This window comes from Schaalia dentiphila ATCC 17982 (assembly GCF_000154225.1).
Classification (GTDB): domain Bacteria; phylum Actinomycetota; class Actinomycetes; order Actinomycetales; family Actinomycetaceae; genus Pauljensenia; species Pauljensenia dentiphila.
On record NZ_DS264586.1, the window covers coordinates 2,319,121 to 2,344,467 of the forward strand.

General features: G+C 65.0%; 31 protein-coding genes. 21 read left to right on the forward strand and 10 right to left on the reverse strand.

Annotated elements, in window-relative coordinates:
- Positions 1–1,893: a cation:proton antiporter gene (locus tag ACTODO_RS09910; RefSeq protein WP_003793500.1), complete on the reverse strand. Its 1,893-nt coding sequence runs from the start codon at positions 1,891–1,893 to the stop codon at positions 1–3.
- Positions 1,894–2,111: 218 nt separating this feature from the next.
- Between ACTODO_RS09910 and ACTODO_RS09915 the strand changes: the two genes are divergently transcribed.
- Complete coding sequence (locus tag ACTODO_RS09915) at positions 2,112–2,705, forward strand: protoglobin domain-containing protein (RefSeq protein ID WP_003793503.1); 594 nt, start codon at positions 2,112–2,114, stop codon at positions 2,703–2,705.
- Positions 2,674–3,279 carry a methylated-DNA--[protein]-cysteine S-methyltransferase gene (locus ACTODO_RS09920; protein ID WP_003793505.1) on the forward strand — a complete coding sequence of 202 codons (606 nt, stop codon included), beginning with the start codon at positions 2,674–2,676 and terminating at the stop codon, positions 3,277–3,279. The genes ACTODO_RS09915 and ACTODO_RS09920 overlap by 32 nt, the downstream gene beginning before the upstream one ends.
- A 1-nt stretch (position 3,280) precedes the next feature.
- On the opposite strand, the gene ACTODO_RS09925 is transcribed toward ACTODO_RS09920, so the two are convergent.
- A complete protein-coding gene (locus ACTODO_RS09925) occupies positions 3,281–4,603 on the reverse strand; it encodes a hypothetical protein (RefSeq protein ID WP_003793506.1) in 1,323 nt (440 codons plus the stop codon).
- A gap of 151 nt (positions 4,604–4,754) precedes the next feature.
- Between ACTODO_RS09925 and ACTODO_RS09930 the strand changes: the two genes are divergently transcribed.
- Together ACTODO_RS09930 and ACTODO_RS09935 are read left to right on the forward strand one after the other, a co-directional pair.
- Positions 4,755–5,018, forward strand: a complete 264-nt coding sequence (locus ACTODO_RS09930) for a type II toxin-antitoxin system Phd/YefM family antitoxin (RefSeq protein ID WP_003793508.1) — start codon at positions 4,755–4,757, stop codon at positions 5,016–5,018.
- Between the two features lie 2 nt (positions 5,019–5,020).
- Complete coding sequence (locus tag ACTODO_RS09935) at positions 5,021–5,278, forward strand: type II toxin-antitoxin system RelE family toxin (RefSeq protein WP_003793510.1); 258 nt, start codon at positions 5,021–5,023, stop codon at positions 5,276–5,278.
- Between the two features lie 2 nt (positions 5,279–5,280).
- Here ACTODO_RS09935 and ACTODO_RS09940 read toward each other — a convergent pair whose 3' ends face one another.
- Positions 5,281–6,003, reverse strand: coding sequence for a nitroreductase (locus tag ACTODO_RS09940; RefSeq protein WP_003793512.1), 723 nt, complete (start codon positions 6,001–6,003; stop codon positions 5,281–5,283).
- A 280-nt stretch (positions 6,004–6,283) separates the two neighbouring features.
- Here ACTODO_RS09940 and ACTODO_RS09945 point away from each other — a divergent pair, with 280 nt between their 5' ends.
- The 9 genes from ACTODO_RS09945 to ACTODO_RS09985 all read left to right on the forward strand — a co-directional run bounded on the left by ACTODO_RS09945 (position 6,284) and on the right by ACTODO_RS09985 (position 10,662).
- Positions 6,284–6,541, forward strand: coding sequence for a GlsB/YeaQ/YmgE family stress response membrane protein (locus tag ACTODO_RS09945; RefSeq protein WP_003793514.1), 258 nt, complete (start codon positions 6,284–6,286; stop codon positions 6,539–6,541).
- Positions 6,542–6,792: 251 nt separating this feature from the next.
- A complete protein-coding gene (locus ACTODO_RS09950; RefSeq protein WP_003793516.1) occupies positions 6,793–7,269 on the forward strand; it encodes an Asp23/Gls24 family envelope stress response protein in 477 nt (158 codons plus the stop codon).
- Positions 7,270–7,302: 33 nt separating this feature from the next.
- Positions 7,303–7,479: a hypothetical protein gene (locus tag ACTODO_RS10900; protein ID WP_003793518.1), complete on the forward strand. Its 177-nt coding sequence runs from the start codon at positions 7,303–7,305 to the stop codon at positions 7,477–7,479.
- A 2-nt stretch (positions 7,480–7,481) separates the two neighbouring features.
- A complete protein-coding gene (locus ACTODO_RS09960) occupies positions 7,482–7,898 on the forward strand; it encodes an Asp23/Gls24 family envelope stress response protein (protein ID WP_003793519.1) in 417 nt (138 codons plus the stop codon).
- The gene (locus ACTODO_RS09965) at positions 7,895–8,443 is read left to right on the forward strand and encodes a DUF6286 domain-containing protein (protein WP_003793522.1); all 549 of its coding nucleotides are present in this window, start codon (positions 7,895–7,897) and stop codon (positions 8,441–8,443) included. The genes ACTODO_RS09960 and ACTODO_RS09965 overlap by 4 nt, the downstream gene beginning before the upstream one ends.
- Before the next feature lie 13 nt (positions 8,444–8,456).
- Entirely contained in the window at positions 8,457–9,110 is a 654-nt protein-coding gene (locus ACTODO_RS09970) for an Asp23/Gls24 family envelope stress response protein (protein ID WP_003793524.1), read from the forward strand.
- A 61-nt stretch (positions 9,111–9,171) separates the two neighbouring features.
- Positions 9,172–9,759 carry an RNA polymerase sigma factor gene (locus ACTODO_RS09975; RefSeq protein WP_003793525.1) on the forward strand — a complete coding sequence of 196 codons (588 nt, stop codon included), beginning with the start codon at positions 9,172–9,174 and terminating at the stop codon, positions 9,757–9,759.
- Positions 9,759–10,307, forward strand: a complete 549-nt coding sequence (locus ACTODO_RS09980; protein ID WP_003793527.1) for a hypothetical protein — start codon at positions 9,759–9,761, stop codon at positions 10,305–10,307. Before ACTODO_RS09975 ends, ACTODO_RS09980 begins: the two co-directional genes overlap by 1 nt.
- Complete coding sequence (locus tag ACTODO_RS09985) at positions 10,297–10,662, forward strand: hypothetical protein (RefSeq protein WP_003793529.1); 366 nt, start codon at positions 10,297–10,299, stop codon at positions 10,660–10,662. Before ACTODO_RS09980 ends, ACTODO_RS09985 begins: the two co-directional genes overlap by 11 nt.
- 63 nt (positions 10,663–10,725) lie before the next feature.
- Here ACTODO_RS09985 and ACTODO_RS09990 read toward each other — a convergent pair whose 3' ends face one another.
- Complete coding sequence (locus tag ACTODO_RS09990) at positions 10,726–11,805, reverse strand: threonine aldolase family protein (RefSeq protein WP_003793532.1); 1,080 nt, start codon at positions 11,803–11,805, stop codon at positions 10,726–10,728.
- A gap of 108 nt (positions 11,806–11,913) precedes the next feature.
- Between ACTODO_RS09990 and ACTODO_RS09995 the strand changes: the two genes are divergently transcribed.
- The gene (locus ACTODO_RS09995; RefSeq protein WP_003793535.1) at positions 11,914–12,747 is read left to right on the forward strand and encodes a class I SAM-dependent methyltransferase; all 834 of its coding nucleotides are present in this window, start codon (positions 11,914–11,916) and stop codon (positions 12,745–12,747) included.
- Between the two features lie 21 nt (positions 12,748–12,768).
- Here the strand turns inward: ACTODO_RS09995 and arfB are convergent, their stop codons facing one another.
- Both arfB and ACTODO_RS10005 read right to left on the reverse strand, forming a co-directional pair.
- Complete coding sequence (arfB, locus tag ACTODO_RS10000; protein WP_003793537.1) at positions 12,769–13,209, reverse strand: alternative ribosome rescue aminoacyl-tRNA hydrolase ArfB; 441 nt, start codon at positions 13,207–13,209, stop codon at positions 12,769–12,771.
- Between the two features lie 38 nt (positions 13,210–13,247).
- A complete protein-coding gene (locus ACTODO_RS10005) occupies positions 13,248–13,847 on the reverse strand; it encodes a uracil-DNA glycosylase family protein (RefSeq protein ID WP_003793539.1) in 600 nt (199 codons plus the stop codon).
- 171 nt (positions 13,848–14,018) lie between these two features.
- On the opposite strand from ACTODO_RS10005, the gene ACTODO_RS10010 reads away from it, so the two are divergent.
- Positions 14,019–15,014: an alpha/beta hydrolase gene (locus ACTODO_RS10010; protein ID WP_244262564.1), complete on the forward strand. Its 996-nt coding sequence runs from the start codon at positions 14,019–14,021 to the stop codon at positions 15,012–15,014.
- Positions 15,015–15,106: 92 nt separating this feature from the next.
- Here the strand turns inward: ACTODO_RS10010 and hemQ are convergent, their stop codons facing one another.
- Positions 15,107–17,311 carry a hydrogen peroxide-dependent heme synthase gene (gene hemQ, locus ACTODO_RS10015; protein ID WP_003793542.1) on the reverse strand — a complete coding sequence of 735 codons (2,205 nt, stop codon included), beginning with the start codon at positions 17,309–17,311 and terminating at the stop codon, positions 15,107–15,109.
- A 202-nt stretch (positions 17,312–17,513) separates the two neighbouring features.
- On the opposite strand from hemQ, the gene ACTODO_RS10020 reads away from it, so the two are divergent.
- Genes ACTODO_RS10020 through ACTODO_RS10030 form a run of 3 tightly spaced genes read left to right on the forward strand, consistent with a single transcriptional unit; the run spans position 17,514 to position 19,918 of the window.
- Positions 17,514–18,437, forward strand: a complete 924-nt coding sequence (locus ACTODO_RS10020) for an ABC transporter ATP-binding protein (RefSeq protein ID WP_003793544.1) — start codon at positions 17,514–17,516, stop codon at positions 18,435–18,437.
- The gene (locus tag ACTODO_RS10025; RefSeq protein ID WP_003793546.1) at positions 18,424–19,185 is read left to right on the forward strand and encodes an ABC transporter permease; all 762 of its coding nucleotides are present in this window, start codon (positions 18,424–18,426) and stop codon (positions 19,183–19,185) included. The genes ACTODO_RS10020 and ACTODO_RS10025 overlap by 14 nt, the downstream gene beginning before the upstream one ends.
- Positions 19,186–19,207: 22 nt before the next feature.
- Positions 19,208–19,918, forward strand: a complete 711-nt coding sequence (locus ACTODO_RS10030; protein WP_003793548.1) for a TetR/AcrR family transcriptional regulator — start codon at positions 19,208–19,210, stop codon at positions 19,916–19,918.
- Here the strand turns inward: ACTODO_RS10030 and ACTODO_RS10035 are convergent.
- The 3 genes from ACTODO_RS10035 to ACTODO_RS10045 all read right to left on the reverse strand — a co-directional run bounded on the left by ACTODO_RS10035 (position 19,915) and on the right by ACTODO_RS10045 (position 22,549).
- The gene (locus ACTODO_RS10035) at positions 19,915–21,048 is read right to left on the reverse strand and encodes a glycosyltransferase (RefSeq protein ID WP_003793549.1); all 1,134 of its coding nucleotides are present in this window, start codon (positions 21,046–21,048) and stop codon (positions 19,915–19,917) included. The genes ACTODO_RS10030 and ACTODO_RS10035 overlap by 4 nt on opposite strands.
- 137 nt (positions 21,049–21,185) lie before the next feature.
- Complete coding sequence (locus ACTODO_RS10040; RefSeq protein ID WP_003793551.1) at positions 21,186–21,764, reverse strand: N-acetyltransferase; 579 nt, start codon at positions 21,762–21,764, stop codon at positions 21,186–21,188.
- 239 nt (positions 21,765–22,003) lie between these two features.
- The gene (locus ACTODO_RS10045; RefSeq protein WP_034512703.1) at positions 22,004–22,549 is read right to left on the reverse strand and encodes a GNAT family N-acetyltransferase; all 546 of its coding nucleotides are present in this window, start codon (positions 22,547–22,549) and stop codon (positions 22,004–22,006) included.
- Positions 22,550–22,794: 245 nt separating this feature from the next.
- Between ACTODO_RS10045 and relB the strand changes: the two genes are divergently transcribed.
- The 3 genes from relB (at position 22,795) to ACTODO_RS10060 (ending at position 25,139) form a co-directional block, all read left to right on the forward strand.
- On the forward strand, positions 22,795–23,010 hold the full coding sequence (relB, locus tag ACTODO_RS10050) for a type II toxin-antitoxin system RelB family antitoxin (RefSeq protein WP_003793554.1): 216 nt from the start codon (positions 22,795–22,797) through the stop codon (positions 23,008–23,010).
- Complete coding sequence (locus ACTODO_RS10055; protein ID WP_003793556.1) at positions 23,011–23,277, forward strand: type II toxin-antitoxin system RelE family toxin; 267 nt, start codon at positions 23,011–23,013, stop codon at positions 23,275–23,277.
- A 170-nt stretch (positions 23,278–23,447) separates the two neighbouring features.
- Entirely contained in the window at positions 23,448–25,139 is a 1,692-nt protein-coding gene (locus ACTODO_RS10060; RefSeq protein WP_003793558.1) for an AAA family ATPase, read from the forward strand.
- Positions 25,140–25,347: the final 208 nt, after the last annotated feature.

Here is a 25,347-nt window from a genome sequence, read left to right on the forward strand (position 1 = left end):
TCAGTGGCCGACGCCGCTGCTGGAGACCAGGAGGATTTCCTCGTTGTCGAGTCGGGCGAGCGCACCTTCCAGGGCAGCCGAGGAGAAGATGCCTTCGTCGCGGGCCTGCAGGAGGGCGTCGCGCTGGGCGTGAATGGCCTCCAGCGCCAATTCACGGATCTGGTCGCGCGTGAAGGAGCGCTCAACCTCCTCCTCGCTCATGTCGACGGTGCCGTGGCCATCGTCATCCACCTCGCTCGCGGAAACGGTGGCCTGAGCGGCGGCGTCCTGGAAGATGTCCGTGAGGACGCGGTCAGCGGCGTGCGCAGTCCGCACTTGCTCACCCGTAGCCTCGTCAGTGAGCGCATGTCCCAGCCGGGACAGTGTGCGCGAGACGCCGGCGGAAAGCAGGGTCTTGCCGTCGACCTCGTGGATAGCCTGTGCGAGGGCCGTGTCGACCAGCGCGGAGCCCATGACCTTCAGGAGCTTGGCGCGCTCCTCCTCGGAGATGTCGCCCGTCGCCATCTTGGGCTTGACGAGGCGAATAAGGCCGGGCAGGGTCAGGCCCTGGATGACGAGGGCACCCGCCGCGATAAACAGCGCGATCGAGAGCAAGAACGCGCGCATCGGAGCGTGCGTCGAGATTGTCTGCGCGGCCGCCAGGGTGATCGCTCCGCGCATGCCCGCCCAGACGATGACGCTTCCCTCGCGCGGGCCCAGCGGCTCGTTCTCGAAGTAATCCAGGTCTGATCCGCGCATGGCGTTGCGGCGCGCGCGCCGCTTGAGGCGGCGACGATAGAGGTTGAGTGCCTCTTCCCAGCGTTCGGGGCTCAGGTCGCGGGCCTCGAGCATGTCGGCGTCGACCTCGCTCGCCTTGTGCATGCGCTTCTCGAAGCGATCGATGCGCGCGGCCTCGGCCTCGTAGCGCCGCTGTCGGCGCTTGTGTCGGTGGTCCAGCCAGGTGAACATCAACGCGATGAAGACAGCTCGAATGACCATGATGAGCGCGCCGAGGGTGACGGCGAGGAACGCGGCGAAGGCCAGGCCTCCGGAGAACGCGGCGGTCTCCTCGACGATGCCGAAGGCCTGCAGGCCCATCGCTAGGAAGATCCCGCTCTCCAGGACGAGGGTCATGGTCTGCCAGTTCTGCTGGGAGAAACGCCTGTTGGTCGCGGAGATGACGGCGGCGCGGCGACGCGAGACGACCAGGCCGGCGACGACGGCGGCGACGAGTCCGGAGCCTCCCAGGTGCTCGGCGGGGATCGAGGCAATGAAAGGCATCGTGAACGAGAAGACTGTATCGGCCGAAGGCTCCTTGATGAGGGCGCGCAGGCGCACGCCGACCTCGCCAACGACCCAGCCAATCGCAGCTGCGATACCGAGGGCGATGGCCACCTTGCCGATGAGCAAGCCCGGGTTGAGGGCGTGTTCGTCAGCGGCCAGACCGGCGCTCATCGCGGCGGAGAGCAGGACCAGCGAGGTCGCGTCGTTGAAGAGGCCCTCGCCTTCGAGCACAGTGATGATGCGGTGGGAGACGCCCGAGCGTTTCGCGATCGAGACGGCGACCGCATCCGTCGGCGACAGGACCGCGCCCAGCGCGACGCCCCAGGGCAGCGAGATCGCCGGAACCAGCCAGTTAATGACGAAGCCGACCGCGAAGGCGGACAGGAACACGAGGGGGATCGCGAGCATCGCAACCGCGTGCATCTCGCGCCGGAAGTCCATGGTCGGCATACGCACGGCTGCCGAGAACAACAGGGGCGGCAGCACGACCTCAAGGATGAGATGCGGCTCGACCTCGATGGCGCCCACCTGCGGCAGGAACCCGATCGCCAGGCCGATAACCAGCAGAATCAGCGGCGACGCCACGCCCACCTTGGGGGCGATGAATTGGCATGCCACGATGATGAGCATTCCGGCCACGGCAATAAGAAGGGGTTCCACAGGTCAATTGTATTGCGAGCAACCCCACCAGCGCCGTTGCCATCTCACCACAGCGGCTACGCGCGCCGCGAACTCGCGCGGAGCACCACACCCCACCCACCTGCCTTCCACACCGGCCCCAGATGTCAAACAGATCCACACGAGCAGAGCACGTGCTACAATTAACGAATAGGTTCAAGGAGGTTCTCATGACCGCTTACGACCACTCGTCGGGGTACACCTACGGCACCGATGCCGTTCCCTCGTCTCCACTCACGCTCGAGGATCTACGCCAGATCGAGGCCGCGGCGCACGTCCAGCCCGGTGACGCAGAGCTGCTCGCACGAGCAGAACCCATCCTGGCGCCGCATGCCATGGAAATGGTCGACACGTGGCGCGGAATTCTGGCTCAAAAGACGTATCTGGCAGCCCATTCCGCACACCCGGACGGGCAGCCTAACCCCGAGTACGCGCAGGCGTCAAAGCCGCGCTTCGCCCAGTGGATCATCGACATGTGCACGCGCGAGCGTGACCAGGCCTGGTTGGACTACCAGTATCTGATCGGCGCACGGCATATGTCCGCGGCGAAGAACGCGGCGGATGGGGCGGACTCGACGCCATTCGTGCCACTGCGCTACGTGCTCGCCTTCATCGCGCCCACTGTGGAGGTCGGTCACCGTCTCCTCGCGGAGGGCTTCGAGGGTGACGAACTGAGCGCCGTCCGTGACGCTTGGACTCGCGCTGTGACTGTCGCCGTGACAGTGTGGGCGTATGCCTACCGAGATCACCCCGAGCAGTTCTGATCCGGCGCTCGCCACCTACGACTCCCCCATCGGCCGCCTCACGCTGGCCGCTCGGGGCGGTGCGCTCGTTGGCTTGTGGGTGGCCGGGCAGCGATTCTTCGGCGCTCCCTTCGGGATCGACGAGGCCGTGGCGCGCTCCGCGCTCGACCTGACCTCGCCCAATTTCCGGGATGTTGTCCTCGCCGAGGCCGGGTGGGACGAGGCCGACGCGCAGGCTCTGGGCATGGCGGTGGCGTGGCTCGACGGATACTTCGCGGGCGAGGCCCCCTCCCCCGCTACCATTCCTCTCGCGCCTGCGGGCACGGACTTTCAGAGGCGCGTGTGGGAGGCGATGGACGCTATCCCCTACGGCGCGACGCGCACATACGGGCGTCTCGCGGCCACGCTGCGGGACGAAGGCGTGCCCGCGTCAGCCCAGGCGGTCGGCGGAGCGGTCGGACGCAATCCCCTGCTGCTCATCCGCCCCTGCCACCGGGTCGTGGCAGCCACCGGCCCGGGTGGCTACGCGGCGGGAGGGGACGTGAAAGCCTGGCTGCTTGCGCACGAGGCGGCCACGGCCTCGTCGGCCAACTAACTCAGCCGTTCGCCCGGTCGGCCTCAATCGCCTGTTCGACCAGGGCCTCGTCAACGGGCAGAGCCTCGCGCGCGTAGGCGGCAGCATCATCCTGAGTGTCGGCGATCTGCTCGGCGATCGAGTCGGCCTCGCGGCGCAGCTCGGCCCCATCGAGAACCGAAGCCCGGGCGAGGGTGCGGGCCTGGGCGCGGTGCTCGTCCGTGTACTCCAGGTCGTCGGCGTGCTTGCGCACGAGGACGCGGATGAGCTTGCGACGCAGGTTCTCCTCGCGCAGGACGGCGGAGCGCTCGCGCAGCCAGCCGACCGCGAGGACGACAAGGAGGGCGACACCCAACCAGCCGATGATCGGGTACATGCCGCCAATCAGCTTCTTGAAGCCCATGAGCGAGGCCGCATAGCCCACCGCAACAACGCCGACGAGGACGATGCGCATGCGGCCGGTCTCCCCACCGGAGAATCGGCGCGCCGTTGAGTAGAACAGCGAAAAGACCGTGTTGTAGATGAGCGCGAAAATGATGAGCGTGTAGACGAAAGCGAAGGCCGGGTGGATCGAGCGTGCGATCTCGAGGGCGGGAACGTTGACGTCCCAGACGCGATCCATGTTCAGGTACAGGCACAGGGCGTCCGCGCCGATAACGAGGGCAATGATGGTGCCGCCGAGGCGCCCCGCACGCCGGGCTTCACCGATGCGCAACACCGAGCCGCCAAGCACGAAGGCCATCGCGATGCCGTTGACGACGCACAGTGCGAAGTAGTTGATCGTGGAGAGCCACAGGTTTGGCAGCGCCGGGGTGACCTGGGTCGCGGCAGCGTTGAGCTCGGCGAGGCCCGGATGGGGCGTCGTGAGCGAATAGATGGTGAGGATCGTGATCGCGACAATGATCATGGGCGTAAACACGCCGATCACCTTCATGATCCGGTCGAAGTCCAGGAATGCTGTGAGAATGACGAGCACCGCGCACAGGGCACTGCCCGCCCACGCAGGCAGACCGAACTGCTGCTCGAGGTTCGCGCCCGCGCCCGCGAGCATCACGAAGCCCATCGCGAAGCCCGAGAAGACGAGCACCACATCGATGACGCGGCGCAGCGCCGGGTGGGTGATGCGCTCGAAGACCACGTCGTGGTGGCCGGATCGGTAGTAGGAGCCCAGCTGGAGCGCGACGACGCCGAAGACGACGTTGAGGACGCCCAGGACCGCGATGCCGATCAGGCCCTTCGCGCCAAAAGACAGGAAGTACTGGAGCAGATCCTGGCCGCTCGCCAGGCCCGCGCCAATGATGACTCCCACGTAGGCGAAGGCGACAGAGAGGTACTTCTTGGACATTGGGTCCCTCCAGTGGTGAACGTTTCACGAGGCCGAGGTCTCTTCCACGGTAGAGGCGCAGCCGGGAGGGATGCACGTCCGTGGGAAATTGTTCACGCTCACGATGAGTAACAGAGGCGCAGATGTGTACACAATGTATTAAAATAACACTATGAAGACACTCGCTACGACGCTGTCTACTCGAGAGCTCCGTGCAAACCTCTCCGACGTCCTCGGACGAGCCTCCTACGGCGGTGAACGAATCGGAGTAACAAAGAACGGCCGCCTCGCGGCAATCGTGATCGGCGTCGATGACCTGTTGGCCTTGGAAGAACTCGAGGATGCACGCGATCTCGCGGCCTTCCGCGAGGCGGTACGCAACGACGACGGGCAGCGCGTCAGCCTGGCCGACCTGCGCGCTGAGCTCAACGACTAGCGATGTACCGCGTCGAATTCACCTCAGCGGCGGCGCGACAGGTACGCAAGCTGGATCGGCCGGTGCGCGCCCGCTTGCTGAATGCCATCGAATCACTCGCCACTTCTCCTCGACCCGACGGAGTCAAGAATCTTGCGAGCACGGAGAACGCGTGGCGCATCCGCGTCGGCGACTACCGGATCATCTACTCAATTGAAGACGACGTCCTCGTCGTGACGGTCGTGCGCGTCGCACACCGCCGCGAGGTCTACCGCTCGTAGCATTACTTGCCTTCGAGGAGCGGGATCGGCGGGCGCGGGGCCTGCATCGAGTTGATCGGGGCCTCGGGATCCGCGTAGCCGAGCGCGAAACCGGTGATGAACCGGTAGCCCTCGGGGATTTCGAACTCAGCTTCGACAGGCTCGCGCCAGGTGGCGAGGATGCCGACCGGGCAGGAGTCGATGCCACGCGACTTGGCGGACAGGAACAGTGTCTGGAGCATGAGGCCGGCGTCCATGGCGCTCCACGGGAGCATGTCCTCGTGGACGAAGACGAAGCCCATGACGGGAGCGTCGAATGCCGTGACGTTGCGGCGGTTCACACGGTTGCGCCCCTCGATGTCGGCGCGCTCGATGCCGTGGATGCCGTAGAGAAGCTTCGCAACCTCGATCTGGGCGGGGCGAACCTCGTCCGGGTAGCGCTTGCGCACGGGGAAGTCGCCGTCGGGAACGGGAATCTCGACGTCCGGGTCCTCAGCCTTGCGCGCGTGGGCAGCTATCTCCTCGTCGAAGAGACGGCCGTAGTGTTCGCGCAGGCACTGGGCGCGCTCGCCCGTGGCCAGGGCGACGCGGAAGGCACGCGTGTTGGACCAGGACGGCGCGGTCGTCGCGTCGGCGAGGATCGCGTCGAGGACCTCGGCGGGAATCTCCCGGTCTGTAAAGGCGCGCGTGGAGCGGCGCGAGGCGGTCAGGGCCGAAAAGTCGTTCGTCTCAACGTTGAGTGTCATGCTCTGAGGCTACCCCCGTGATTCATCTGAACACTGGGACGATCCACCTACTGGGCGCGGTTATCCGACAATAGCCGTTGACAACCGCGGGCTCGGCGCTCAGCACAACACCTGAACACATGTAACATACAACACAGTTTCCCGGCATGACATCATCAGCCGTCATGACGTCTAACAAGTAGCGCGCAGCCAGCCTCACCGCCGGCATCACGCTGCCACACGTTCCAACGTCCGACCAGGAACACAATCACATCGTCGGACCCTCACGAAGGAATACATCATGCTGTCACTTATCGGAATGGTCATTACCGGTGCCGTCCTCGGTGCACTCGCACGACTCATCATGCGAGGCGAACAGAACATCTCCATCCTGTGGACCATCATCCTCGGCGCGATCGGCGCACTCATCGGCGGCACTATCGCCAGCTTCTTCGGCGTTGCCGACACCAGCGGAATCGACTGGATTAGGTGGGCCCTGTCCCTGATTGCCGCCATCGGCGCAATCTCGGTCTACCTCAAGCTCGCCGGTCGCAAGTGAACAACACTCACTGACACACCCCGAATAGCGACGCCACCAAACTCAGTGGCATACGCCACATAAGAAGGTCGTGAGGTTTTCATAGCCTGAAGCGTCTTCTTCATAACGCGGCAACCATGACGGGCAGCAAGACAAGTTAATCCGGCTACACACTGGCCGACTAAGGAAGCCACCACGGTGCCTGACTGACCACTTGCTGATCCGCGCACAACCCCGTCCAATCATCTCTCGACGAAACGAAAGAGGCTCACATGAGCAAGAACACCATCCCCCAGACCGGCCAGCAGCGCGAGCGCAATGAGAACGCCGAAGAGGAAAAGACCCTGCGCGGTCCCCTCCAGACCGAGCACGGCGTGACGACGATCGACGAGAACGTGGTCGCCAAGATCGCCGGAATGGCCGCTCGCGAGGTGCCCGGCGTCTACGACATGGGCAACGCCGTTCGCCGCGCCTTCAGCGCTGTCACGGACCGCATCCCCAACGCCCAGACCAACGTCGCCGGCGGCGTGAGCGTGCAGAAGGGTGAGACCCAGGCTGCCATCGAGATCACCATCGTCATCGACTACGGCGTCTCGATCGTTGAGGTCTCCAACGCGATTCGTCGCAATGTCATCGAGCAGCTTGAGGGCACCACGGGCCTTGAGGTCGTCGAGGTTAACATCAACGTCACCGACGTCCACCTTCCCGACGAAGACGCTGACGATTCCGAACCTGCCGACCTCAAGTGATTCACCCCGACGCTCTGATCTGAGGAATTTCTTATGAAGACAACGCACCTGGCCCTCCTCACGGGCCTGTTCCTAGGAACCATTCTTGCCTTCGGCTCTTTCGCCGACTTCGTTCTGGTCGCCCTCTGCGGCCTGGTCGGATGGGGAGTAGGCCTCTGTCTGGAGGGCCGGGTCGATGTCCGAAGCCTCCTGGATCGGCGAAAGAAGTGACGATGGCGACCGCGACCCAGCGCGCAATCGCGCAGCCGGGACCCTCCAAGGACTCTCACCCGTCCTGGGAGGACCGCGGCACCACGACCATTCCCTCCCGAGTCGTCTCCCGGATCGCTGCCGAAGCAGCCTACGAAACTGCGAACGTTGGCTCGAACGCAGGTGGACTCCTGGGAATCGGCGCGCGCCACAACTTCTATTCACGCCCCGATGCGACGTGTGACATCTACGGTCAGGTGGCCGTCATCCACCTGAACCTGGGCCTGACCTTTCCAGCACCGCTGTCTTCCGTTGTTGAGGATTTGCGCCAACACGTGTGCCGTCGAGTCGAAACGCTTACTGGACTGACCGTCGGCAAAATGACGATCGAGATCTCCTGGCTCCATCCGAGCAGCCACGTTAGGAAGAGCCTGACATGAGAACACCGGTTCCTTCACTTATCCGCCTCCCCTCCCGCACCATCCCGAGCATCATCCTCGCGCTGCTGCTCCTCACGGCCGGAGGGCTGGGCGCATGGATCACAGGACACAGGATCATCACCGGAAGTTGGCCGACACCCGCAGACACTGCACTGTCCGCTATCGGCTCCGCCACTGTCGGCTCCCCCGCAGCCCTTGCAGTCGCCTTCTTTGTAGCGCTAGGCGGCCTGTCGATGATTCTGTCGGCACTGTGGCCGGGACTTCCAGGGCGCCTCGAGATCCTTCCGGATGATCTTCCCGGGCAGACCGCGACGAAGCGCCGCGAGCTGGCGGACCTCATTCGCTCTCAGGTTGAGCAAGTTGACGGCGTCCACTCCGTCGCCGTGACCATTCGCCGCTCCCGCGTCGATGTCCTGGTCCTCAGCGTCCTGGATAACCTCGCTCCCGTGCAGGATGCCGCCCGTCAACAGACCAATGAGGCGCTGGCTTTGCTCGCACCCGTCGGCATTTCACGCAGCCGCGTGCGCGTCCAGCAGACGCGATGAAGGAGAAACCAACATGCGTTCAGTTTCTGGTGCTTTCAACCGGATCATCTTAGCCACCTTCGGTCTCGCTCTCGTCGCAGCGGCGTCATGGTTTGTGGCCTCGGGCCTCGGCGCTGGCCGCTACTGGCCGGACGCCGACCGTTACCTGGCACCCGCCCAGGATTCTTTCAGCAGCATCGTCGCGCCTCTCACGCATTCGAATTGGCTTATCCCGATCTGCGCATTGCTCTCGTTGTTCGCGATCGTCGCAGGAGCATTCGTGCTCATCAAGCAGATTCCTCGCAAGGCTGCCGCTTCTCCCCTGAGAATCACGGGTTCCGAGGGCTCACTTGTGGCCTCCCTGGCTCCCGATGTCCTCTCCCAGGCGCTGTCTGAGAGGGCACAGGAGATACCCGGCGTCGAACAGTGCTCGGTCTGGGTGGCAGGGTCCCACAAGAACCTGTGGGTTCAGGCAGACATCACTGTCTCTCGAGACAGTGCGGTCGAATGGGCTGTGTCTGCGCTCAGGAATCGACTCAACGAGGACATCGCAACGTCCCTCGGTGCTGCTCCTCGACAGATCGACGTCCTGATGAATCTCAACAGTCCGTCACGGTCGAACAGCAGATCAGAAGCCGTGACAGGACAACGCGCCCCAGTCATGGACGGGAGCAACCTTGACGCCTGAGGCCCAGGGCGAGGCAGCACCAATGCCTCGCCCTGTGCCTCATTCGCGCTACGATGCTGACATGACTACCCCGTCCGCGTCGCCTCACGATGACCGATGTCTCGTCCTGCGCGCTCAAGACGGAGACATCGGCGCTTTTGAGAAACTCGTCAATCGATATCAGGGCCGATTGTTCCGATCGGCCTACATGATCGTACGCAACCGCCAGGACAGCGAAGACATCGTCCAAGAGACACTCATTCAAGCCTGGCGGAGCATTCACCTGGTCCGCGAGCCAGCCGCTTTTCGAGGATGGCTCGTGCGGATCTGCACGAACAAGGCCACCAGCCTGATGCGAAAACAGCAGCGCCGAGCGACCGACCCTTACGACGCTGAAAGCCTCGACACCGTGAGTAACACTGCGCAGGCCTCTGCGAACAATACCGCCGATCCAGCTGACTCCAGCGAAGTGAACGCACAGATCAAAGCGCTGGCCGACATTCTAGCCTCTGTGCCTGCGAACCTGCGTATCGTCTGGGTACTGAGAGAAATTGACGAGATGACGTACGAGGAGATAGGCCAAACCCTCAACCTGACCGTTCCGACCGTTAGAGGGAGGCTGGCACGCGCCCGCTCTCTCGTGATGCGCAAGATGAAGGAGTGGTCCTGATGCGTGGCGCGAAGAAGCTATCCAACAACGTCCGGAACTCAGCGGCGTCAGCACGTTCTCTCGTTCGTTCCCACAAGCATGACGATGCAAACACCCAGAAGTACTTGCAGGTGATCGCATCTCTACACAAGGAATGGGATGAGTTGGAGGCGCAGGGCAGCTCATCAGTGATGCCCCGTCGCTCCCTCATGGACGCCATTGCGGCCGAAACCCGACACGGATCCCAGGTGGAGATGCCGGAAACGGATCTCGGCCCCTACAGCATGTCCGAGTTTGCATTGCGGGCACTGATTCGAAAGACCATCGATGCTGTGCCCGGCGCACGGGCATTGCGTTCATCTATGACGCACGCCCCCACCAGCAAGGAGCACCGAGGCCTCGGAGTTCCCGAGACCATCTCCTGCCGGATCTCCGCGCACATCAGCGTCGACAGCCTGCCGCTTCTCGCTCAGCAGGTCCGCGATGCCGTCCGGGCAGCTTGTCGTGAGAACCTGGGGGTCTCGCCCATTGTCCACATTCACATTGAGGATCTCCACGATGACGACTAGCCGCTCAGCCGCCGAGCTGGTCCACCTCGTTACTTCTATTCCCGGGGTGCGAGGAATCGAGCCGGGACTCGCCAGCACGTTAAAGGTGATTGGCAAACGCATGCAGCAGCAGAAGTCTCAGCAAGAACGTTTCGGCGTCATCATTGAAGAAGGTACGAACAGGGCGATCATCGAGGTCGGCCTCGACGAGTCTCGACCTGTCAAACAGATCGTGCGTGACATCCAAGAAACCGTGATCCGCTCCCTCACCGAGCCGGACGCACGGGACAATGAGGCTGTGAGCGACGAAGACTCCGAACACGTCGACAACCCTACGGGCCACCGGGTCACAGTGCGGGTCCAGTCGCTTCTCTAGGCTCTCACCCTCAGTGAAACGCTCTGACGAGCGGCTTGTGATCTGACTATCGGACGCGATGCCCTACCGTGCCAGGGCCTGCTCGAAGGCCACCACGTCCTCCTCGGGGGTGGCCCAGGAGGTGCCGATGCGCGCGAGGTAGCGGCCGTCGGGCAGGGTCTCCCAGATGCTGTAGCGCACCTTGTCCGACAGGCGCTCATGCCCGGCCTGGTCGAGGGCCACGAAGGTCAGGTTGGTGGGCGAATCCATGGTGACGACGTAGCCGGCGCGCTTGAGCGCCTCTCGGATACGCGCGGTCGCCTTGACGGCGGGCTCGCCGATCGTCAGGTAGAGACCGTCCTCGAAGAGCGCCTCGAACTGGACGCCGAGGAGACGCCCCTTGGCCAGGAGCGCCCCGTGCTGCTTCATCTGCGTGACGAACTGACGGATCGAGCCCCGGGTCGGGATGACGACCGCCTCGCCGAAGAGGGCCCCGCACTTGGTGCCGCCGATGTAGAACACGTCGGTGAGGCGAGCCAGGTCGGCCAGCGTCACGTCGTTCGAGGGAGAGGCCAGCGCGTATGCGAGGCGCGCGCCGTCGACGAAGAGCTTGAGGTCGCGCTCGCGACACACGGCGGAGAGCTCCTCGAGCTCCTGCAGGGAGTAGAGGGTGCCGTACTCGGTGGGCTGGGAAATGTAGACGAGGGCGGGGGCGATCATGTGGTCGCGCGCGCCATCGCCCTCCCACGCCGAACAGATACGCTCGACATCGGCTGCGTTGATCTTGCCGTCAACGGCGGGAACGTCCAGGATCTTGTGGCCGCCACGCTCGACGATGCCGGCCTCGTGCATGTTGATGTGGCCGGTATTGGGGGCGATGACGCCCTGCCAGGGCAGGAGGATCGCGTCGATGACGGTCGCGTTCGTCTGCGTGCCGCCGACCAGGAAGTACACGTCGGCGTCGGGGGCTTGGCAGGCCAAGCGAATCAGGTCGCGGGCGCGCTCGCAGTGCTCGTCGGTGCCGTATCCGCTGGTCTGTTCCATGTTGGTGGCGACGAGGGCGTCAAGCACCCGGGCGTGCGCCCCCTCCTGGTAGTCGCTAGAGAAGTTCGGCTGCACATGGGAAGAATTCACGCGGCCATTATTCCACGCGGAGGCCAACATGGTTGCCGATACACTATGGGTTCTGCTGCCCTGCTGGCACCGGGCTTATCCTGGCAGGGGTGGGCCAAGCGCCCAACCTCAACGAGGACCGCACGGGGAATAGGAAACATGGCGACACGAAGCAACGCCCGGGAAGAATCGATCAATCGCGACTCGCAGGCCTATTGGAACAAGCGGGCCGCGACGTTCACACGCAACGCGACCAGCGACTACGAGCGCTGGCTCCTGGATCTACTCGCGCTCAAGGCGGGCGAGGAGATCCTCGACATGGGGTGCGCGACGGGCACGCTCGCCGTTCCCCTCGCCCGCGCGGGGCACCGCGTCCACGGCTGCGACTTCGCCGAGGCCATGCTCGCGATCCTCGACGAGCGCGCGGCAGCAGAGAACCTGCCGATCACCTCCCACCTGCTCGCGTGGGAGGACGATTGGGAGGAGGCGGGCCTCGGGCATAACAGCGTAGATGTCGCCTTCGCGTCACGCTCCCTCATGAGTGGAAACGTTTTCTCCGCCGTACGCAAGCTCGACGCGGCTGCCCGCTCGCGGGCGGCGGTCGTCGTGCCCGACAGCCTGCTCCCCTCCCGCGACCCGCGTCTGCTCACCTACCTGGGGCGCTCGGCGAGGCACCCGCGCGTCGTCCGCGAGGTAATCCGCGTACTCGCATCCCTGGGACGTATCCCGATTTTCGCGACCACACGAACCTTCCGCCCGATGAGGTTTTCTTCCTTCGACGAGGCCCGTTCGGACCTTCGTCGCCTGGCCGGCCCCGAGCCTTTCACCGCGCGCGAGCAGCGGCTTTTCGACGCCTACGCAGAGCAGCACTTCGTGCGTGAGGATGCCGCCACCGCCTCGGAAAAGGCAGGGGAACAATGGGTCCTGGACTACCCTCTGCCCGTCACCTGGGTGTTTATCGGCTGGCACACCGACGGGCACGCGTGGGCGTAGGCAGCCCCGGCCTCGTTCTCCTTAGTCCGCGTCAGGGCGGCGCCTGCGTGCTTTGACCTCCGAGCGCCTCTTCTTGTCAGCGAGGCGGCGCAGCTTCGACCCCCGCGTTGGTTTCGTGGCCCGCCTCGGGACGGGCGGGACGAGGGCCGAACGCAGGATCTCACCGAGGCGCTCGCGCGCGGCGGCGCGGTTGCGACGCTGGGAGCGATGCTCGGCGACGGTAATCGTGAGGAGCGTTCCCGTCAGGCGATCCCCGAGAACAGACAGGGCACGCTCGCGCTGCTTGTCATTCAGCGCGACTGTCGCAGCAAGATCCAGGCTGAGCTGCACGCGCGAGTCCGCCGTATTGACGCCCTGGCCACCCGGGCCCGAGGCGTGGGAGAAGCGTTCGACCAACTCCCCCGCGGGCACGACGAGGCCGCGCGGGCAGCCGGGCCCAGCGGGAATACACAGATCGTCCATGCGTTCCAGTGTGCACCACGCGCCGCACCCCAGCCTCGTCAGGCGAGCAGAGAGGCGACGCGCGCTTTCAGGTCAGGCAGCACGTCGGCGGCGAACCAGGGGTTCTTCTTCATCCACATCTGATTGCGCGGCGAGGGATGCACCAGCGGAAAGTAGGTGGGCAGGTAGCGCTTGTAGTCGCGCACAACTTCGGTGAGCGAGGCCGACGAGGACAGGTTGAGGTAGCGCCTGGTGGCGTACGCGCCGACGAGGATCGTCATCTCCAGCTTCGGCATGAGTTCGAGCAGGCGCGGGTGCCACGTGTCGGCGAAGTCCTTGCGCGGAGGCAGGTCGCCGCTCTTTCCCGTGCCCGGGAAGTAGAAGTCCATGGGGACGATCGCGAGCTTCCCGGACTCATAGAAGGTGTCCCTATCGACGCCCATCCAGTCGCGCAGGCGGTCGCCGCTGCGGTCGTTCCACACGATGCCGGTCTCTTCGGCGACGCGCCCGGGTGCCTGACCGACGATCATGATGCGACACTCGGGTCCCGCGTAGAACAGCGGCCCCACGCCTCGCTTCGTGTACGAGGCGTTGGCCGGGTCTGCGGCGATCTCCTCGGCGATTGCGCGGACAGCTGGGTCGATGATCTCGGGTGTCATACCCCTAGGGTATGCCCGCCCCACGAGCGCGCGGCCCCCGGCGACTGGCAGGTCACACGCCGCGCGGAACCAGCCATGCCGATGTGTAGCAACAGACACACCGATTAGTGGAGGCGGCCCGACCGGGCATAGAGTTGAAGCCATGAAGGCAACCAGGTTGAGGCGAGGGCATTGACAACACGATTCATGCGCCGTTCCAACAGGATGGGCATTATCGCCGCGTCGGTTGCGATCGCGATCTCCCTGTTTGGCCTCACGGGCCTGACGGCGAGCGCCCTCAATCGCTCCGGCCACGGCCAGAAGGACCCCGCCCCCGTCTCTTACGAGGAGGACGGCACGACCTCCGCGCTCGCCACCCGGGCACTGGAGGGGACGATCCAACAGATCACCTACGACCAGGCCTACGAGGGCGTGACCTACGAGAAGGAGGCCCTCGTCTACGTGCCCGCGTCCTACACGCCGGGGGTTCCCGCGAACATCGTCTACCTGACGCACGGATGGTGGGGCACAGCCGACGGCCTGGCCGGGGGCGTGGCCCCCATCGTCGACCAGCTGACCTCCGCGGGGTCAATCACCCCCACAATCGTCGTCTTCGCGACCTACTATCCGGACCGATCGTTCGCGACTGAGGACTACGAGGACGACTACGCACTCAATCGCTTCTTCGCGACAACCGAGATCGACACGCTGATCAAGACGGTCGAGTCGCACTACACGACGTTCGCACGCGGGGACACCTCGGACGAGTCGTTGCGCGCCTCGCGCAGGCACCGCGCGTTCGGCGGTTTCTCGATGGGCGCGACGACCACGTGGGACGTGTTTGCCCTGCGCCCGCAGTACTTCTACAGCTACATACCGATGGCGGGCGAGTCGTGGATCGGGCGCGAGGAGGACGCCGACTCCGCGCAGATCGCACAGCTGGTGACCGCCGGGGCCGAGCGCGCGCACTACGGGCCGCAGGACTTCCGCATCTTCGCTTCGGTCGGCTCACTCGACCCTGCCCTGGATGACATGTCCCCTCAGCTGGCGCAGCTGCGAGCAGATTACCCCGACCTGATGACGGACGACAGCCTGCAGATGTGGATCGACGAGGGAGAAAGCCACTCCATGGCCTCGGTCGGTAACCAGGTCGCTCACGACCTGCCGCTACTGTTTCCGCCCGCGTAGGGGATTCTCCCCGTTCACCGACAGAGACAGCCCCGGCCTCGTTCCTTTTCTCAGGGACGAGGCCGGGGCTGGCTGACAAATAAGCGCGGCCCTTATGCGCGGGGCTGGCGCTCCGCCCACTCGCCGAGGCTCACGCGCGGACCCGTGAAGAACGGGGTGTCCTCGCGCACGTAGAGGCGCGCCTCGGTGTAGCGCTGGGCGTGCATGACGCCCTCCAGGCGGTCCAGGCTGTCCGCCTCGAACGCGAGCACCCACTCATAGTCGGAGAAGCCGAAGGCGGACAGGGTCGAGCCCTTGACGTCCGGGTACTGCGCGAAGCCGTTGCGGCCGTGTTCGGCCATGATGCGGGCGCGCTCTTCGGGGGCTTTGAGGTACCAGTCGTAGGAGCGCACGAAGGGGTAGACCATCGCCCAGTCGCGGGGCGCGACGCCGCCGAAGCAGGCGGGAATGTGGCGCTTGTTGAACTCGGCTGGGGTGTGCAGGCCCATACAGGACCACACCGGATCCAGGAACTTGCCCAGCGCCGACGCACGCAGGCGATGGTAGGCGTCCTGGAGGACCTCCGGGTCGTCGTCGAGCCACCACACCATCAGGTCGGCCTCGGCGCGGAAGCCGGATACGTCGTAGAAGCCGCGGATTTCCGCACCCGCACCCTTCACGTAGTCCAGGGATTCGGCGACGATGCGGCCGCGCTCGCCGTCCTCGGCGGGCAGGGACTCACCGAGTGCGAACACGGAGTAGAGGGCATAGTGCTGCTTGTTGTTGACCTCGTCGAAGTCGACGTCCGTCGCGTCGCGCGGGTCGGTGACGCGGGCGTGAGCGGCGTGCGAGTGGGGCGTCGCCTCGGTACCCGCGTGGCGGGCCTGGTGGCGCGCGGCGTGCTCACCGACGCGATCCGGCACTCCCGCGGGATGTCCCGGGTTTTCCGGGTTCTGCTCGGGCGGCACGACGGCGTGGGGATGCGGGGTAGACATGGAGTCCTCCTGAGTTGTAGCTGGTTGAACGGCGGCTCGGGCGGGCGCGCCGGAAGAATGAGGGGCGGTGCCGGGGTGGCCACTCGCGGCGGCGGGTGAGGGGTGGCCTGGGCGCGCCGGGGAGAGGCAGCAGTCGCTCGGGCAGACGGTATGGAAGGGGCCGGTGCCGGTCACGGTGACGGGCAAGGGATTCTCTCCTCGCGCCTGGGCCGCGCGCTCTTCGAGCACGTCGACCAGGGAGGACACGAAGGCCGGATCCGTCGCAACGGTGTCGGCGCGCTCGTAGGGGATCCCCAGGCGCGCGGCGGTCTCCTTCGCCTCGGTGTCGAGGTCGTAGACGACCTCCATGTGGTCGCAGATGAACCCGATGGGGACGACGACGGCGCCGGTCAGCGGGTTCGCGTCGGCCGCGATCTCCTCGAGGAAATCGTTGATATCGGGTTCGAGCCAGCGGGACTGCGGAGGTCCCGACCGCGAGCAATACACGAGGTCATAGCCCAGATACGCGCGCCCCAGGACGCGCTGTAGCTCCGGCATGATCGCCTCAATGAGGGCGTGATGCTGGGCGACGTAACTGATTTCAGTGGCCGGGGTTCCCGCGGTCGACGACGCCGCGCTCCCTCGCTGCTCGGCGCGTCTGCCCGAGGCCGCCACGGCCTCGTCGATCGAGGGATGGAAGGGGAAGGGCGAGGACCCCGCCTCCATGCTCACGGGGATGGAGTGGGTGACGAAGATCAGGCGAATCCCGGCCGGGTCGACGCCTCGCGCAGCGAGGGCCTCCCACGCACGCCGGACAGAAGCGATCTGCGCGCTCGCCATGCCGAGGGTCGAGTAGTAGGGGCGAACCTTGTCCAGGATGATGTCGGCGTCAGGGTTGTCGGCGCTGTCCTCGGCGCCCAGTTCGATCGTCCCCCACTTGTCGCGCAGGGCCTCCGCGGCCTCGGCGAGATCTTCGCGGTACTGGCGACACCCCGAGTACGAGGCATAGGCGGAGGTGGGCAGGACGAGGATGCGACGGGCACCCGCCTGGATGAGCTCGTCGAGGCCCGCGGTCACGAAGGGGTGCCAGTTACGGTTTCCCCATCCGACGGGGATATCGTGCCCGCGGCGAGCGAGCTCGGCAGACAAGTCCGCGATCAGGCGCTGGTTGCAGGCGTTGATGGGCGAGACGCCGCCGAAGCGCTTGTAGTGGGCGGCGACCTGAAGCAGGCGCTCGTCGGGGATCCCGCGACCGCGCGTCGCGTTACGCATGAACGGCAGGACATCGTCCGGGCCGTTCGGGCCACCGTAGGACAGCAGCATGATCGCGTCGTAGGTATCCATACCTGGCACTTTCAGTCCTCCTTCAGGCCGAGCGTTGACAGTGTAGGGCCGCTTCCCTCCCCCACGCAGCGACAGATTGTCAGAAAAACGCGGTAAATCAGCAGTTTTCCCCTGCGTGCAGCGCCACCTTGCACACATAAGTTAACACTGTTAACCTTGCCTGTGACACAAAGTTAACAGCGTTAACCGATGGGAGAGAACCGTGTCACATCCACACGCTCCAGGCCTGGACGCCCGGGGAATCCGCAAGAGCTACGGCGCCCACGAGGTCCTACGCGGAGTCGACCTACGCGTCGAACCCGGACAGATCCTCGGCCTGCTCGGACGAAACGGGGCGGGCAAGTCCACGCTCATCACGATCCTGTGCGGCCTACGCCGCGCCGACTCCGGCACCGCGTCAATCTGCGGGGCAGCTCCCGGGTCCCCCGAGGCCGCACGATCAATCGGGTACGCGCCGCAGGAACTGGGGATCTACCCGGACCTGAGCGTCGCCCAGAATCTGGCGGCCTTCGGCGAGCTGCACGGGCTCGGCCGACGCGAGGCGGCCTCGCGCGCCGGCGAGGTCATGGACCTCCTCGGGTTGAGCGAGAAACGCGGTCAGCGCGCCTCGCACCTGTCGGGCGGGCAGCAGCGCAGGCTCCACGCGGGGATGGCGATCATGCACCGCCCGCTCCTGGTGTTCATGGACGAGCCGACCGTCGGCGCGGACGTGGAGGCGCGCAGCCAGATCCTGGGAGCGGTGCGCCAGCTCGCGCAGGACGGCGCGGCCGTCGTCTATACCTCCCACTACCTGGCGGAGTTCGAGGAGCTCGGCTCCGATATTGCGATCCTGAACGAGGGGCGCATCGTCGCGAGCGGAACGCTCGAGGACATCATCTCGCGCCATGGCAGTGCCGAGGTGACCCTCGAGTTTGATCGTCCCGTTCCCCCGATCGACGGGTGGAGCGCCGACGGGACGACACTCCGACACATCGGGGACGAGGCCGACCCGGGCATCCGGATTGGTGAAGCCCTGGCCTCGCCCGCCCTCGAAGGCGCACGCCTGACCGACGCGCGTATCGAACAGGCAAGCCTGCACAACGCGTATCTGCAGATCATCAAGGAGAGTGACCATGTCGCAGCTTAAGCAAATCGGAGCCATGACCCGCCTCAACATCCGCCTGCAGCTCACTGACCCTGCGCCCATGCTCATCCTGACGGTGATCCCTCTCGTCTTGATCCCCTTCATGATGCCGGCGTTCAAGTCGATGCTCCTGGCCGACGGATACACCGGCGTGACCGGTGCGGAGCAGGCCGTGCCCTCAATGGCAATCCTGTTCTCGTTCCTGGCCGTGCAGAACATCATCAGCTCGTTCTTCAACGAGCAATCGTGGGGAACGTGGCAGCGGCTCGAAGCCTCCCCCACCTCGCGCGCATCCATCCTGACGGGTAAGGCATTGGTCGCCTTCCTCATGCAGACCGCCCAGATCGCGGTTGTCCTCGCGCTCGGCGCTGCAATCTTCGGGTATCGACCGACCGGGTCTCTCATTGCACTCGCCGCTGTCCTCCTGAGTTTCTCCGCGGTCCTGTCGGCGCTCGGCGTCGCACTCGCCCTGTGGTCCCACAGCCGCGACGCGGCACTGTCCCTGTCGAATATCGTGGGCATGCTGGCGGCCGGCATCGGCGGCTCCTTCTCCACGATCTCTTCGTTCCCCGATTGGGCACAGCACGCCGCGCGCCTGTCCCCCGCCTACTGGGCGATCACCGCGATTCACGAGGTGAGCCTCGACGGGGCGAACCTCTCCGACGTCGGGATGCGGATCGGGGTCCTGTGGGGTTTCTTCGCGGTGATCGCGGGGCTGGCACTGGTACAGTTCCGGTATCACAGGGAGTAAAGACCACCGAAGCGGAGAGTCCATGCCTCAGTCGAAGCAGCGCGCGCTATCGCGAGAGATCATCTTGTCGACCGCGCTCGGCCTGGTTGACGAGGAGGGACTCTCCGCTTTATCCCTGCGGTCCCTGGGAAAGCGCCTCGGCGTCTCCCAGGCCGCCTTTTATCGTCATTTCCCCGATAAGGCGGCGCTCCTGGAAGGCATCTCGGAGCAGGTCTGGCGCCTCACCTTCGAGGCGTTCCTGGCCCGCTTACAGGAAGGGAAGGTGGAGGTCCCAGGCGGTTCCACAGCAGCGGCGGGAGTCGGCGCGACTCCACCCTCGCGGCTAATGGCCTACATGCGCGAGTACGCACACTGCCTGGCAGCGACGTTGCGATCCCACCCGGGCACGGTGATGCTGGTGCTCACCCACCCAACCTCGACACCGGAGCAGTTTTCTCTTCTCGCTGGCGTGTTCGTGCAGCTGGCGCGCCACGGTATCGCACCTGAGGCCAACGTCCTGGCGCTCATCAGCGCCGTGTCGATCTATACGACAGGCTTCGTCGCCGCCGAGGTCGTTCCGCCGGTGGGAGGCGCCCCCGAGCGCCCCATCGACCTGTCAACCGCGAGCGCCGCACTCAGCCCGGACGATGCGCAGGTGCTGCGTCCTCTCGTTGAGGACGTGGTCGCGGGCCGCTGCGATCTGAGGGTGCAGTTCGCCCAGGGCCTGGAGGCGATCCTGCGCGGCTGGGCCTAGCTGATCAGTTTTTCTACCTCGCGCACAATGCGCGCGGCTCCGCCCAGCGAGGACAGTTCCTCGCGTAGCCCTCGGATTCCCGAGGTCAGCGCGGGTTCATCGAGGAGGGCACGGGCGGCGCGTGCGATGAGCGCCGGCTTGGGCTTGCGCACGGTCAGGCCGCAGCGCGCGCTTTCCACGGCCTCGGCGTTGAATTGCCGCTCGAAGACGCGACCCGGGACGATCAGCTGCGGGACTTCGTAGGACAGGGCATCCATCATCGAGTTTTGCCCGCCGTGGTGCACGAAGACGCGGGCGCGCGGCAGGAGCTCGGAAAAGTCAAATCGGGGCGCACAGGTCACCGTGTGACCACCTGAGACCTGGACGGCCTCGGGCGCTCCCGCGACGTACACGTCGCATCCGAGGGCCTCGGCAATCTCTCGCCCGGCGCGCACGGCGACGCCCGCGGGGACGCTGCCCGCGCCGAGGTAGACGAGCGCGCAATCGCGAGGCGTCGGCGTCAGGGCGGGTGCCTCGTCCAGGAACCCGCAGTAGACGGCCCGCTCCCCCGCCCGCGGTTCCAGGGTCGGGCAGCTCGGAATGAAGCGGCGCCTCATCCCCTCAAAGATCGTCAGGGACGAGGCCGGGGCGGGCATACCCATCTCGCGCAGCAGGCGTCGAATTCCCGCGGATTTACGAGGGTTGGAGGCGTAGGCGGCGGTCGTCGGCTGCGAGGCGCTGCCCACGCACGGGATGCCCTCGGCGCGGGCGACGATGACGGCGGCGAGGCTGAATTCGGAGTAGACAACGTCGGGGCGCGCGGTGCGCATGTGGGCGCGAAGCGTATCAACGGCCGCGCGCGAGCAGCGCTCGTCGAGGGCACCGGTCAGCCAGAGGACCTCCTCGAAGCTGCGCACAGGCTTGCGGCCCATGAGGCCGAGGCGCGAGGCCAGGGGGAAGGTGTGGCGCGCGATGGCCTCGGGAAGGCCGAGAGGTGAGGGCACCGGAATCTCGAGCGTCGGAGCGATGGGATTGGCACAGTTGCCGTCGTCTCCCCACGCGAGCACGGCCTCATGGCCAGCGTCCTGGAACGCACGTGCGACGCGCTGCGCGCGCGACCACGGCCCGCCCATCCGCGAGCGGGCGACCATGGGAACGACGAGAACCTTCACGATTCAAGGGTACGCCGCTCACAACCGCACGCCCGCAGCGCGCCCACGCATCGACGCGAGGAAGGGCGCCCCTGAACACCAATAAGGTCGAGGACGTCGCCTGATCGGCGGCACCTCTACCGGTTCACGCGTTTGACGAAGCGGAACATGTAGTCGGCCTCGCCCATCAGTTCGTCCGCCCCACGGGGATGCGAGGTGTCGGGGTGATGTTCGTTGAAGAACTCGACGATGTGGAAGCCGCACTTGTTGACGTAGAAGTGGATGTTGCGCACCTCGAAGTATGGAGTTTCCAGGGTCCATTCCGTGACGTGCGGATGGGCGGCCTCGATGGCGAACCAGGCGCGCGTCCCCACTCCCCTGGAGTGAACCGAGGAATTCATGGCGAACAGGAGAACCTCGCCTCGTTCCCCATCGACGGTAAGGATCACGTTGCCCACGCCATTACCGTTCTCATGGATGCGATAGGCGAGCGCTCCCGGAGCATTCAGAGACTGCTCAATGTCGGACAGCGGAAGAATCGGCTGCGCAGTCACACCGCCCTCGCTGGGTCCAGCAGGAGGCTGCTCGCGCGCGGCAAGACGCTCCCCCACGAAGGAGCCCTGCGGGTTGTCCTGGAAGTGCTCGAAGGAATCTTGAAAGTCCGCGATCAGCGCAGGACGCTCGGCATCAGTTAGGGGAACAAGCGTAATCGTCATGGGTGCATCGTATCTGTAGACTGCTACACATCTAACAACAGGGGCCACTTGCCGCCGTATCCTGGGGGAGGGCCTCAACGACGTGAGCCCCCGAGAGCCGAAGGGGTACACATGGAACGCCTGTTCACCATTTCATTCGTCATGCACATCATCAAGGTGCCCCACTCGTTTCGACGAAAGGAACTGGGGTTCTAGGCTCCTCAAGCTAGACACGTAACCGCCAGATACCCTCCGGGGCGCTACAACTCCAGCCTCATGTGCACGAGCTCCTGATAGCCCGAGGACGCAGACCGGTAGCCTCGTGGGTTGCGCCCATACTCCTCGAACCCCGAGCGCCGGTAGAGGGACACCGCGCGTTCATTGTCCGCCACTACCTCGAGCTCGAGCTGGGTGTAGCCCGCCCGGCGCGCACAATCGATGCATGATTCCATCAGCATCCGGCCGATTCCCATCCCCCAGTACTCCTTGAGAATGCTGATCCCAAAGCGCGCCCGGTGCGCCACTTTGCGCCTGCTGCCCGCCGCCGTGACTCCTGCGCTTCCCACGATCCGCCCATCGACGACGGCGACGAGCTCAACCTCATTATCACTGCGTTCCGTTTCCACCAGCGAGCGAGCCTCCTGTTCATCGTCGGCGCTTTGCTCGTCCGGGTAGGACAGCAGGTAGTCGGTCTCCGCATGCGTGCGCTTCATGATGTCACGCAGCGCGCGGGCATCCGACGCGACGGCGTTCCTCACGAGGAGCTCCACTCCATCCTTCAACACCACCGTTTCGGCGTACCTCATCATCGGATTCCTTTCCCCCTGACGGCTGCTCTTCACAATAGTGCGAATGCCCCTGCGCATACTGTCAGCCTGAAAGAGCTACACGCTCGTGGCCTTTAGCCCACCCCAATGACCGAACAGTGTTGACTACACCCATCGACCAGAGACAATATCGTTCAAGCAGTATCGCCCGCTAGGGCCAACACCATTGCACATTGACACCAGGAAGAAGTAGAATACGTTGTATTCATCACCGGGAGGTCACCATGCCCACCATGACCATGCGCCTTGACGAGACCGACGCCGAGGTCGTGCGCAAGTACGCCGAGTTTGAGGGAAAAACAATCTCCGACTTCGTTCGAGATGCCGTCTTCGAGAAGATTGAGGACCAGCAGGACCTCGCTACTCTACGCGAGGCAATCGCAGCAGATAACGGCGTTCGCTACACCCACGAGCAGGTACTCGCAGAGCTGGGCCTGTAAATGTCCTACCACGTCGAGTACAGCGACACAGCCCTCAAGCAACTGAAGAAAATGGACCGATTCGAAGCGCGACTCATTACGTCGTGGATCGGCAAAAACCTTGAAGGCTGCTCGGACCCCCGCATCCACGGCAAAGGCCTGACCGCCAACCGATCAGGCGAGTGGCGCTACCGTATTGGCAACTACCGCGCCCTGTGCATCATCGAAGATGACCGCCTCATCATCGAAGTCTTTTCCGTCGGCCACCGCCGACACATCTACCAGTGATCACGCGGCCACAACATCGTCACCCTGCATTACCGCCAGATTTATACCGCCACTGGCGGTGATCGAATGGCAACACCTAGGCGGCGCGATCAGCGCGACGCACACGAGGGTGCGTGGCCGTACCCTGGTCCTGGGAACGGGAATAGCGACGCCACGAGGAGGGAGCACCCATGAAGCGAAGCCAGCAGCACTCACTGTTCGAGGAGTCCGGCGAGGACACGCGTCCTCTCGCCGACCGGATGCGCCCCACCTCCCTCGACGAGGTGGTGGGCCAGTCGCACCAGATCGGGCCGGGCAAGGCCCTGCGTTCCATGATCGAGGCCGACCGCACGCCCTCAATGATCTTCTGGGGGCCTCCCGGGGTCGGCAAAACCACCCTGGCGCGCGTGATCGCCCGCCACACCCACGCCTCGTTCATCGATTTTTCCGCGGTGACCAGCGGCATCAAGGAGATCCGCGAGGTCATGAAGCAGGCCGACGCGCAGGCGTCCATGGGCAGGCGCACGATCGTCTTCGTCGACGAGATTCACCGCTTCAACAAGGCCCAGCAGGACGCCTTCCTTCCCTTCGTCGAGAAGGGATCAATCATCCTCATCGGCGCGACCACCGAGAACCCGTCCTTCGAGATCAACAACGCCCTCCTGTCGCGCTGCAAGGTGTTCGTCCTGCACGGCCTGACCGAGGAGGACCTGGTTGACTTGATGCGCCGCGCCCTGAAGGACCCGAGGGGCTTCGGCGGTCGGGAGGTGCGCATCGAGGAGAAGCTGCTGCGCGCAATCGCCACCTTTGCCGACGGCGACGCGCGCGTGGCCCTGTCCACCCTGGAGATGGTCGTCCTCAACGGCGTGGAGGACGGCGGAGTGACGACGGTCGGCCCGGAAACGGTCCGGCAGCTGACGTCCACCAAGAGCCTGCGCTACGACAAAGACGGCGAGGAGCACTACAACATCATCTCGGCGCTGCATAAGTCGATGCGCAACTCCGACCCCGACGCCGCCGTGTACTGGCTGGCGCGCATGCTCGAGGGAGGCGAGGACCCCCTATACGTCGCGCGGCGCATCACGCGTTTCGCTTCCGAGGACGTGGGCCTGGCGGACACGAACGCCCTGAACGTGGCGATCAACGCCTTCCAGGCCGCCCAGTTCATCGGCATGCCCGAGTGCTCGGTTCACTTGGCGCAGGCCGTCATCTACCTGTCGCTGGCTCCCAAGTCGAACAGCTCCTACGTCGCCTACGAGCACGCGAAGAAGGACGCGCTGCACACGCTCGCCGAACCCGTGCCGATGGCCATCCGCAACGCACCAACCCGGCTCATGAAGGACCTGGGATACGGACGAGGCTACCGGCTGGCGCACGACGAGGCCGACAAGGTGGCCGCCGACATGCGGTGCCTGCCCAACTCCCTCGCGAGCGCCGAGTACTACAGGCCCACCGAGGAGGGCAACGAGGGCCGCCTCAAGGAGCGGCTCGCGTGGCTCAAGGGCATCCGAAGCAAGGCGAGAGCCGTGAGCGTGAACAGACAAGAGGCACCCTCGAAGGCGATGGAAACGCTTATCCATTTCTTCCGCGCGGAGAACAATCGGGAGTGGGAGGCGTACAGGGCTTTCTTACACCCGGACGTGGTGTGGCACCTGCACGGCGAGCGAGACAGGACGATCCGCGGGGTTGACGAGTACCTGCAGACCATCCGGGACGCCTACGCGGGATCCGATGCACACTTCCGAGTGGAGGAGGCGCACGAGGCAGCCGACGGACGCCGCGTCCTCGTCCTGCTGGTCGACAACTCCGGGAGGAGATCGTTTGAGGTATTCGATGTCGAAGACGGCCTGATCCGGCGCGAGTACGAGTACCTCCTCGGGTGAGGAAAGCGACAAGCAGCGCGAGCACCCTCACATCGTGACATCGGCGGCTTTCGACGCACGGAATGGTTGACGGCCGGGGGCGGCCTCAGCAAGGATTTTTCCTTGTGTTGACGGGAATTTTTCTCTCCGTTATCGTCGGTGGAGGGCAGTGAGCACCGCCCGCCCCTCCCCCACCTGCCCCGCGCACGCAGTCTCATAGGAGGGACGA

Coding starts and splice junctions, on each gene's coding strand:
- ACTODO_RS09940 (WP_003793512.1), bottom strand. CDS start 6,003: ATGACACTCAACGTTGAGACGAACGACTTTTCGGCCCTGACCGCCTCG.
- ACTODO_RS10900 (WP_003793518.1), top strand. CDS start 7,303: ATGAAGACAACGCACCTGGCCCTCCTCACGGGCCTGTTCCTAGGAACC.
- ACTODO_RS09990 (WP_003793532.1), bottom strand. CDS start 11,805: ATGTTGGCCTCCGCGTGGAATAATGGCCGCGTGAATTCTTCCCATGTG.
- ACTODO_RS09920 (WP_003793505.1), top strand. CDS start 2,674: ATGCCTACCGAGATCACCCCGAGCAGTTCTGATCCGGCGCTCGCCACC.
- relB (WP_003793554.1), top strand. CDS start 22,795: ATGCCCACCATGACCATGCGCCTTGACGAGACCGACGCCGAGGTCGTG.
- ACTODO_RS10035 (WP_003793549.1), bottom strand. CDS start 21,048: ATGGTCGCCCGCTCGCGGATGGGCGGGCCGTGGTCGCGCGCGCAGCGC.
- ACTODO_RS10055 (WP_003793556.1), top strand. CDS start 23,011: ATGTCCTACCACGTCGAGTACAGCGACACAGCCCTCAAGCAACTGAAG.
- ACTODO_RS10005 (WP_003793539.1), bottom strand. CDS start 13,847: ATGACACCCGAGATCATCGACCCAGCTGTCCGCGCAATCGCCGAGGAG.
- ACTODO_RS09975 (WP_003793525.1), top strand. CDS start 9,172: ATGACTACCCCGTCCGCGTCGCCTCACGATGACCGATGTCTCGTCCTG.
- ACTODO_RS09960 (WP_003793519.1), top strand. CDS start 7,482: ATGGCGACCGCGACCCAGCGCGCAATCGCGCAGCCGGGACCCTCCAAG.
- ACTODO_RS10040 (WP_003793551.1), bottom strand. CDS start 21,764: ATGACGATTACGCTTGTTCCCCTAACTGATGCCGAGCGTCCTGCGCTG.
- ACTODO_RS09935 (WP_003793510.1), top strand. CDS start 5,021: ATGTACCGCGTCGAATTCACCTCAGCGGCGGCGCGACAGGTACGCAAG.
- ACTODO_RS09945 (WP_003793514.1), top strand. CDS start 6,284: ATGCTGTCACTTATCGGAATGGTCATTACCGGTGCCGTCCTCGGTGCA.
- arfB (WP_003793537.1), bottom strand. CDS start 13,209: ATGGACGATCTGTGTATTCCCGCTGGGCCCGGCTGCCCGCGCGGCCTC.
- ACTODO_RS09970 (WP_003793524.1), top strand. CDS start 8,457: ATGCGTTCAGTTTCTGGTGCTTTCAACCGGATCATCTTAGCCACCTTC.
- ACTODO_RS09915 (WP_003793503.1), top strand. CDS start 2,112: ATGACCGCTTACGACCACTCGTCGGGGTACACCTACGGCACCGATGCC.
- ACTODO_RS09910 (WP_003793500.1), bottom strand. CDS start 1,893: ATGCTCATCATCGTGGCATGCCAATTCATCGCCCCCAAGGTGGGCGTG.
- ACTODO_RS09980 (WP_003793527.1), top strand. CDS start 9,759: ATGCGTGGCGCGAAGAAGCTATCCAACAACGTCCGGAACTCAGCGGCG.
- ACTODO_RS09950 (WP_003793516.1), top strand. CDS start 6,793: ATGAGCAAGAACACCATCCCCCAGACCGGCCAGCAGCGCGAGCGCAAT.
- ACTODO_RS10025 (WP_003793546.1), top strand. CDS start 18,424: ATGTCGCAGCTTAAGCAAATCGGAGCCATGACCCGCCTCAACATCCGC.
- ACTODO_RS10030 (WP_003793548.1), top strand. CDS start 19,208: ATGCCTCAGTCGAAGCAGCGCGCGCTATCGCGAGAGATCATCTTGTCG.
- hemQ (WP_003793542.1), bottom strand. CDS start 17,311: ATGGATACCTACGACGCGATCATGCTGCTGTCCTACGGTGGCCCGAAC.
- ACTODO_RS10060 (WP_003793558.1), top strand. CDS start 23,448: ATGAAGCGAAGCCAGCAGCACTCACTGTTCGAGGAGTCCGGCGAGGAC.
- ACTODO_RS09995 (WP_003793535.1), top strand. CDS start 11,914: ATGGCGACACGAAGCAACGCCCGGGAAGAATCGATCAATCGCGACTCG.
- ACTODO_RS09985 (WP_003793529.1), top strand. CDS start 10,297: ATGACGACTAGCCGCTCAGCCGCCGAGCTGGTCCACCTCGTTACTTCT.
- ACTODO_RS09965 (WP_003793522.1), top strand. CDS start 7,895: ATGAGAACACCGGTTCCTTCACTTATCCGCCTCCCCTCCCGCACCATC.
- ACTODO_RS09930 (WP_003793508.1), top strand. CDS start 4,755: ATGAAGACACTCGCTACGACGCTGTCTACTCGAGAGCTCCGTGCAAAC.
- ACTODO_RS09925 (WP_003793506.1), bottom strand. CDS start 4,603: ATGTCCAAGAAGTACCTCTCTGTCGCCTTCGCCTACGTGGGAGTCATC.
- ACTODO_RS10045 (WP_034512703.1), bottom strand. CDS start 22,549: ATGAGGTACGCCGAAACGGTGGTGTTGAAGGATGGAGTGGAGCTCCTC.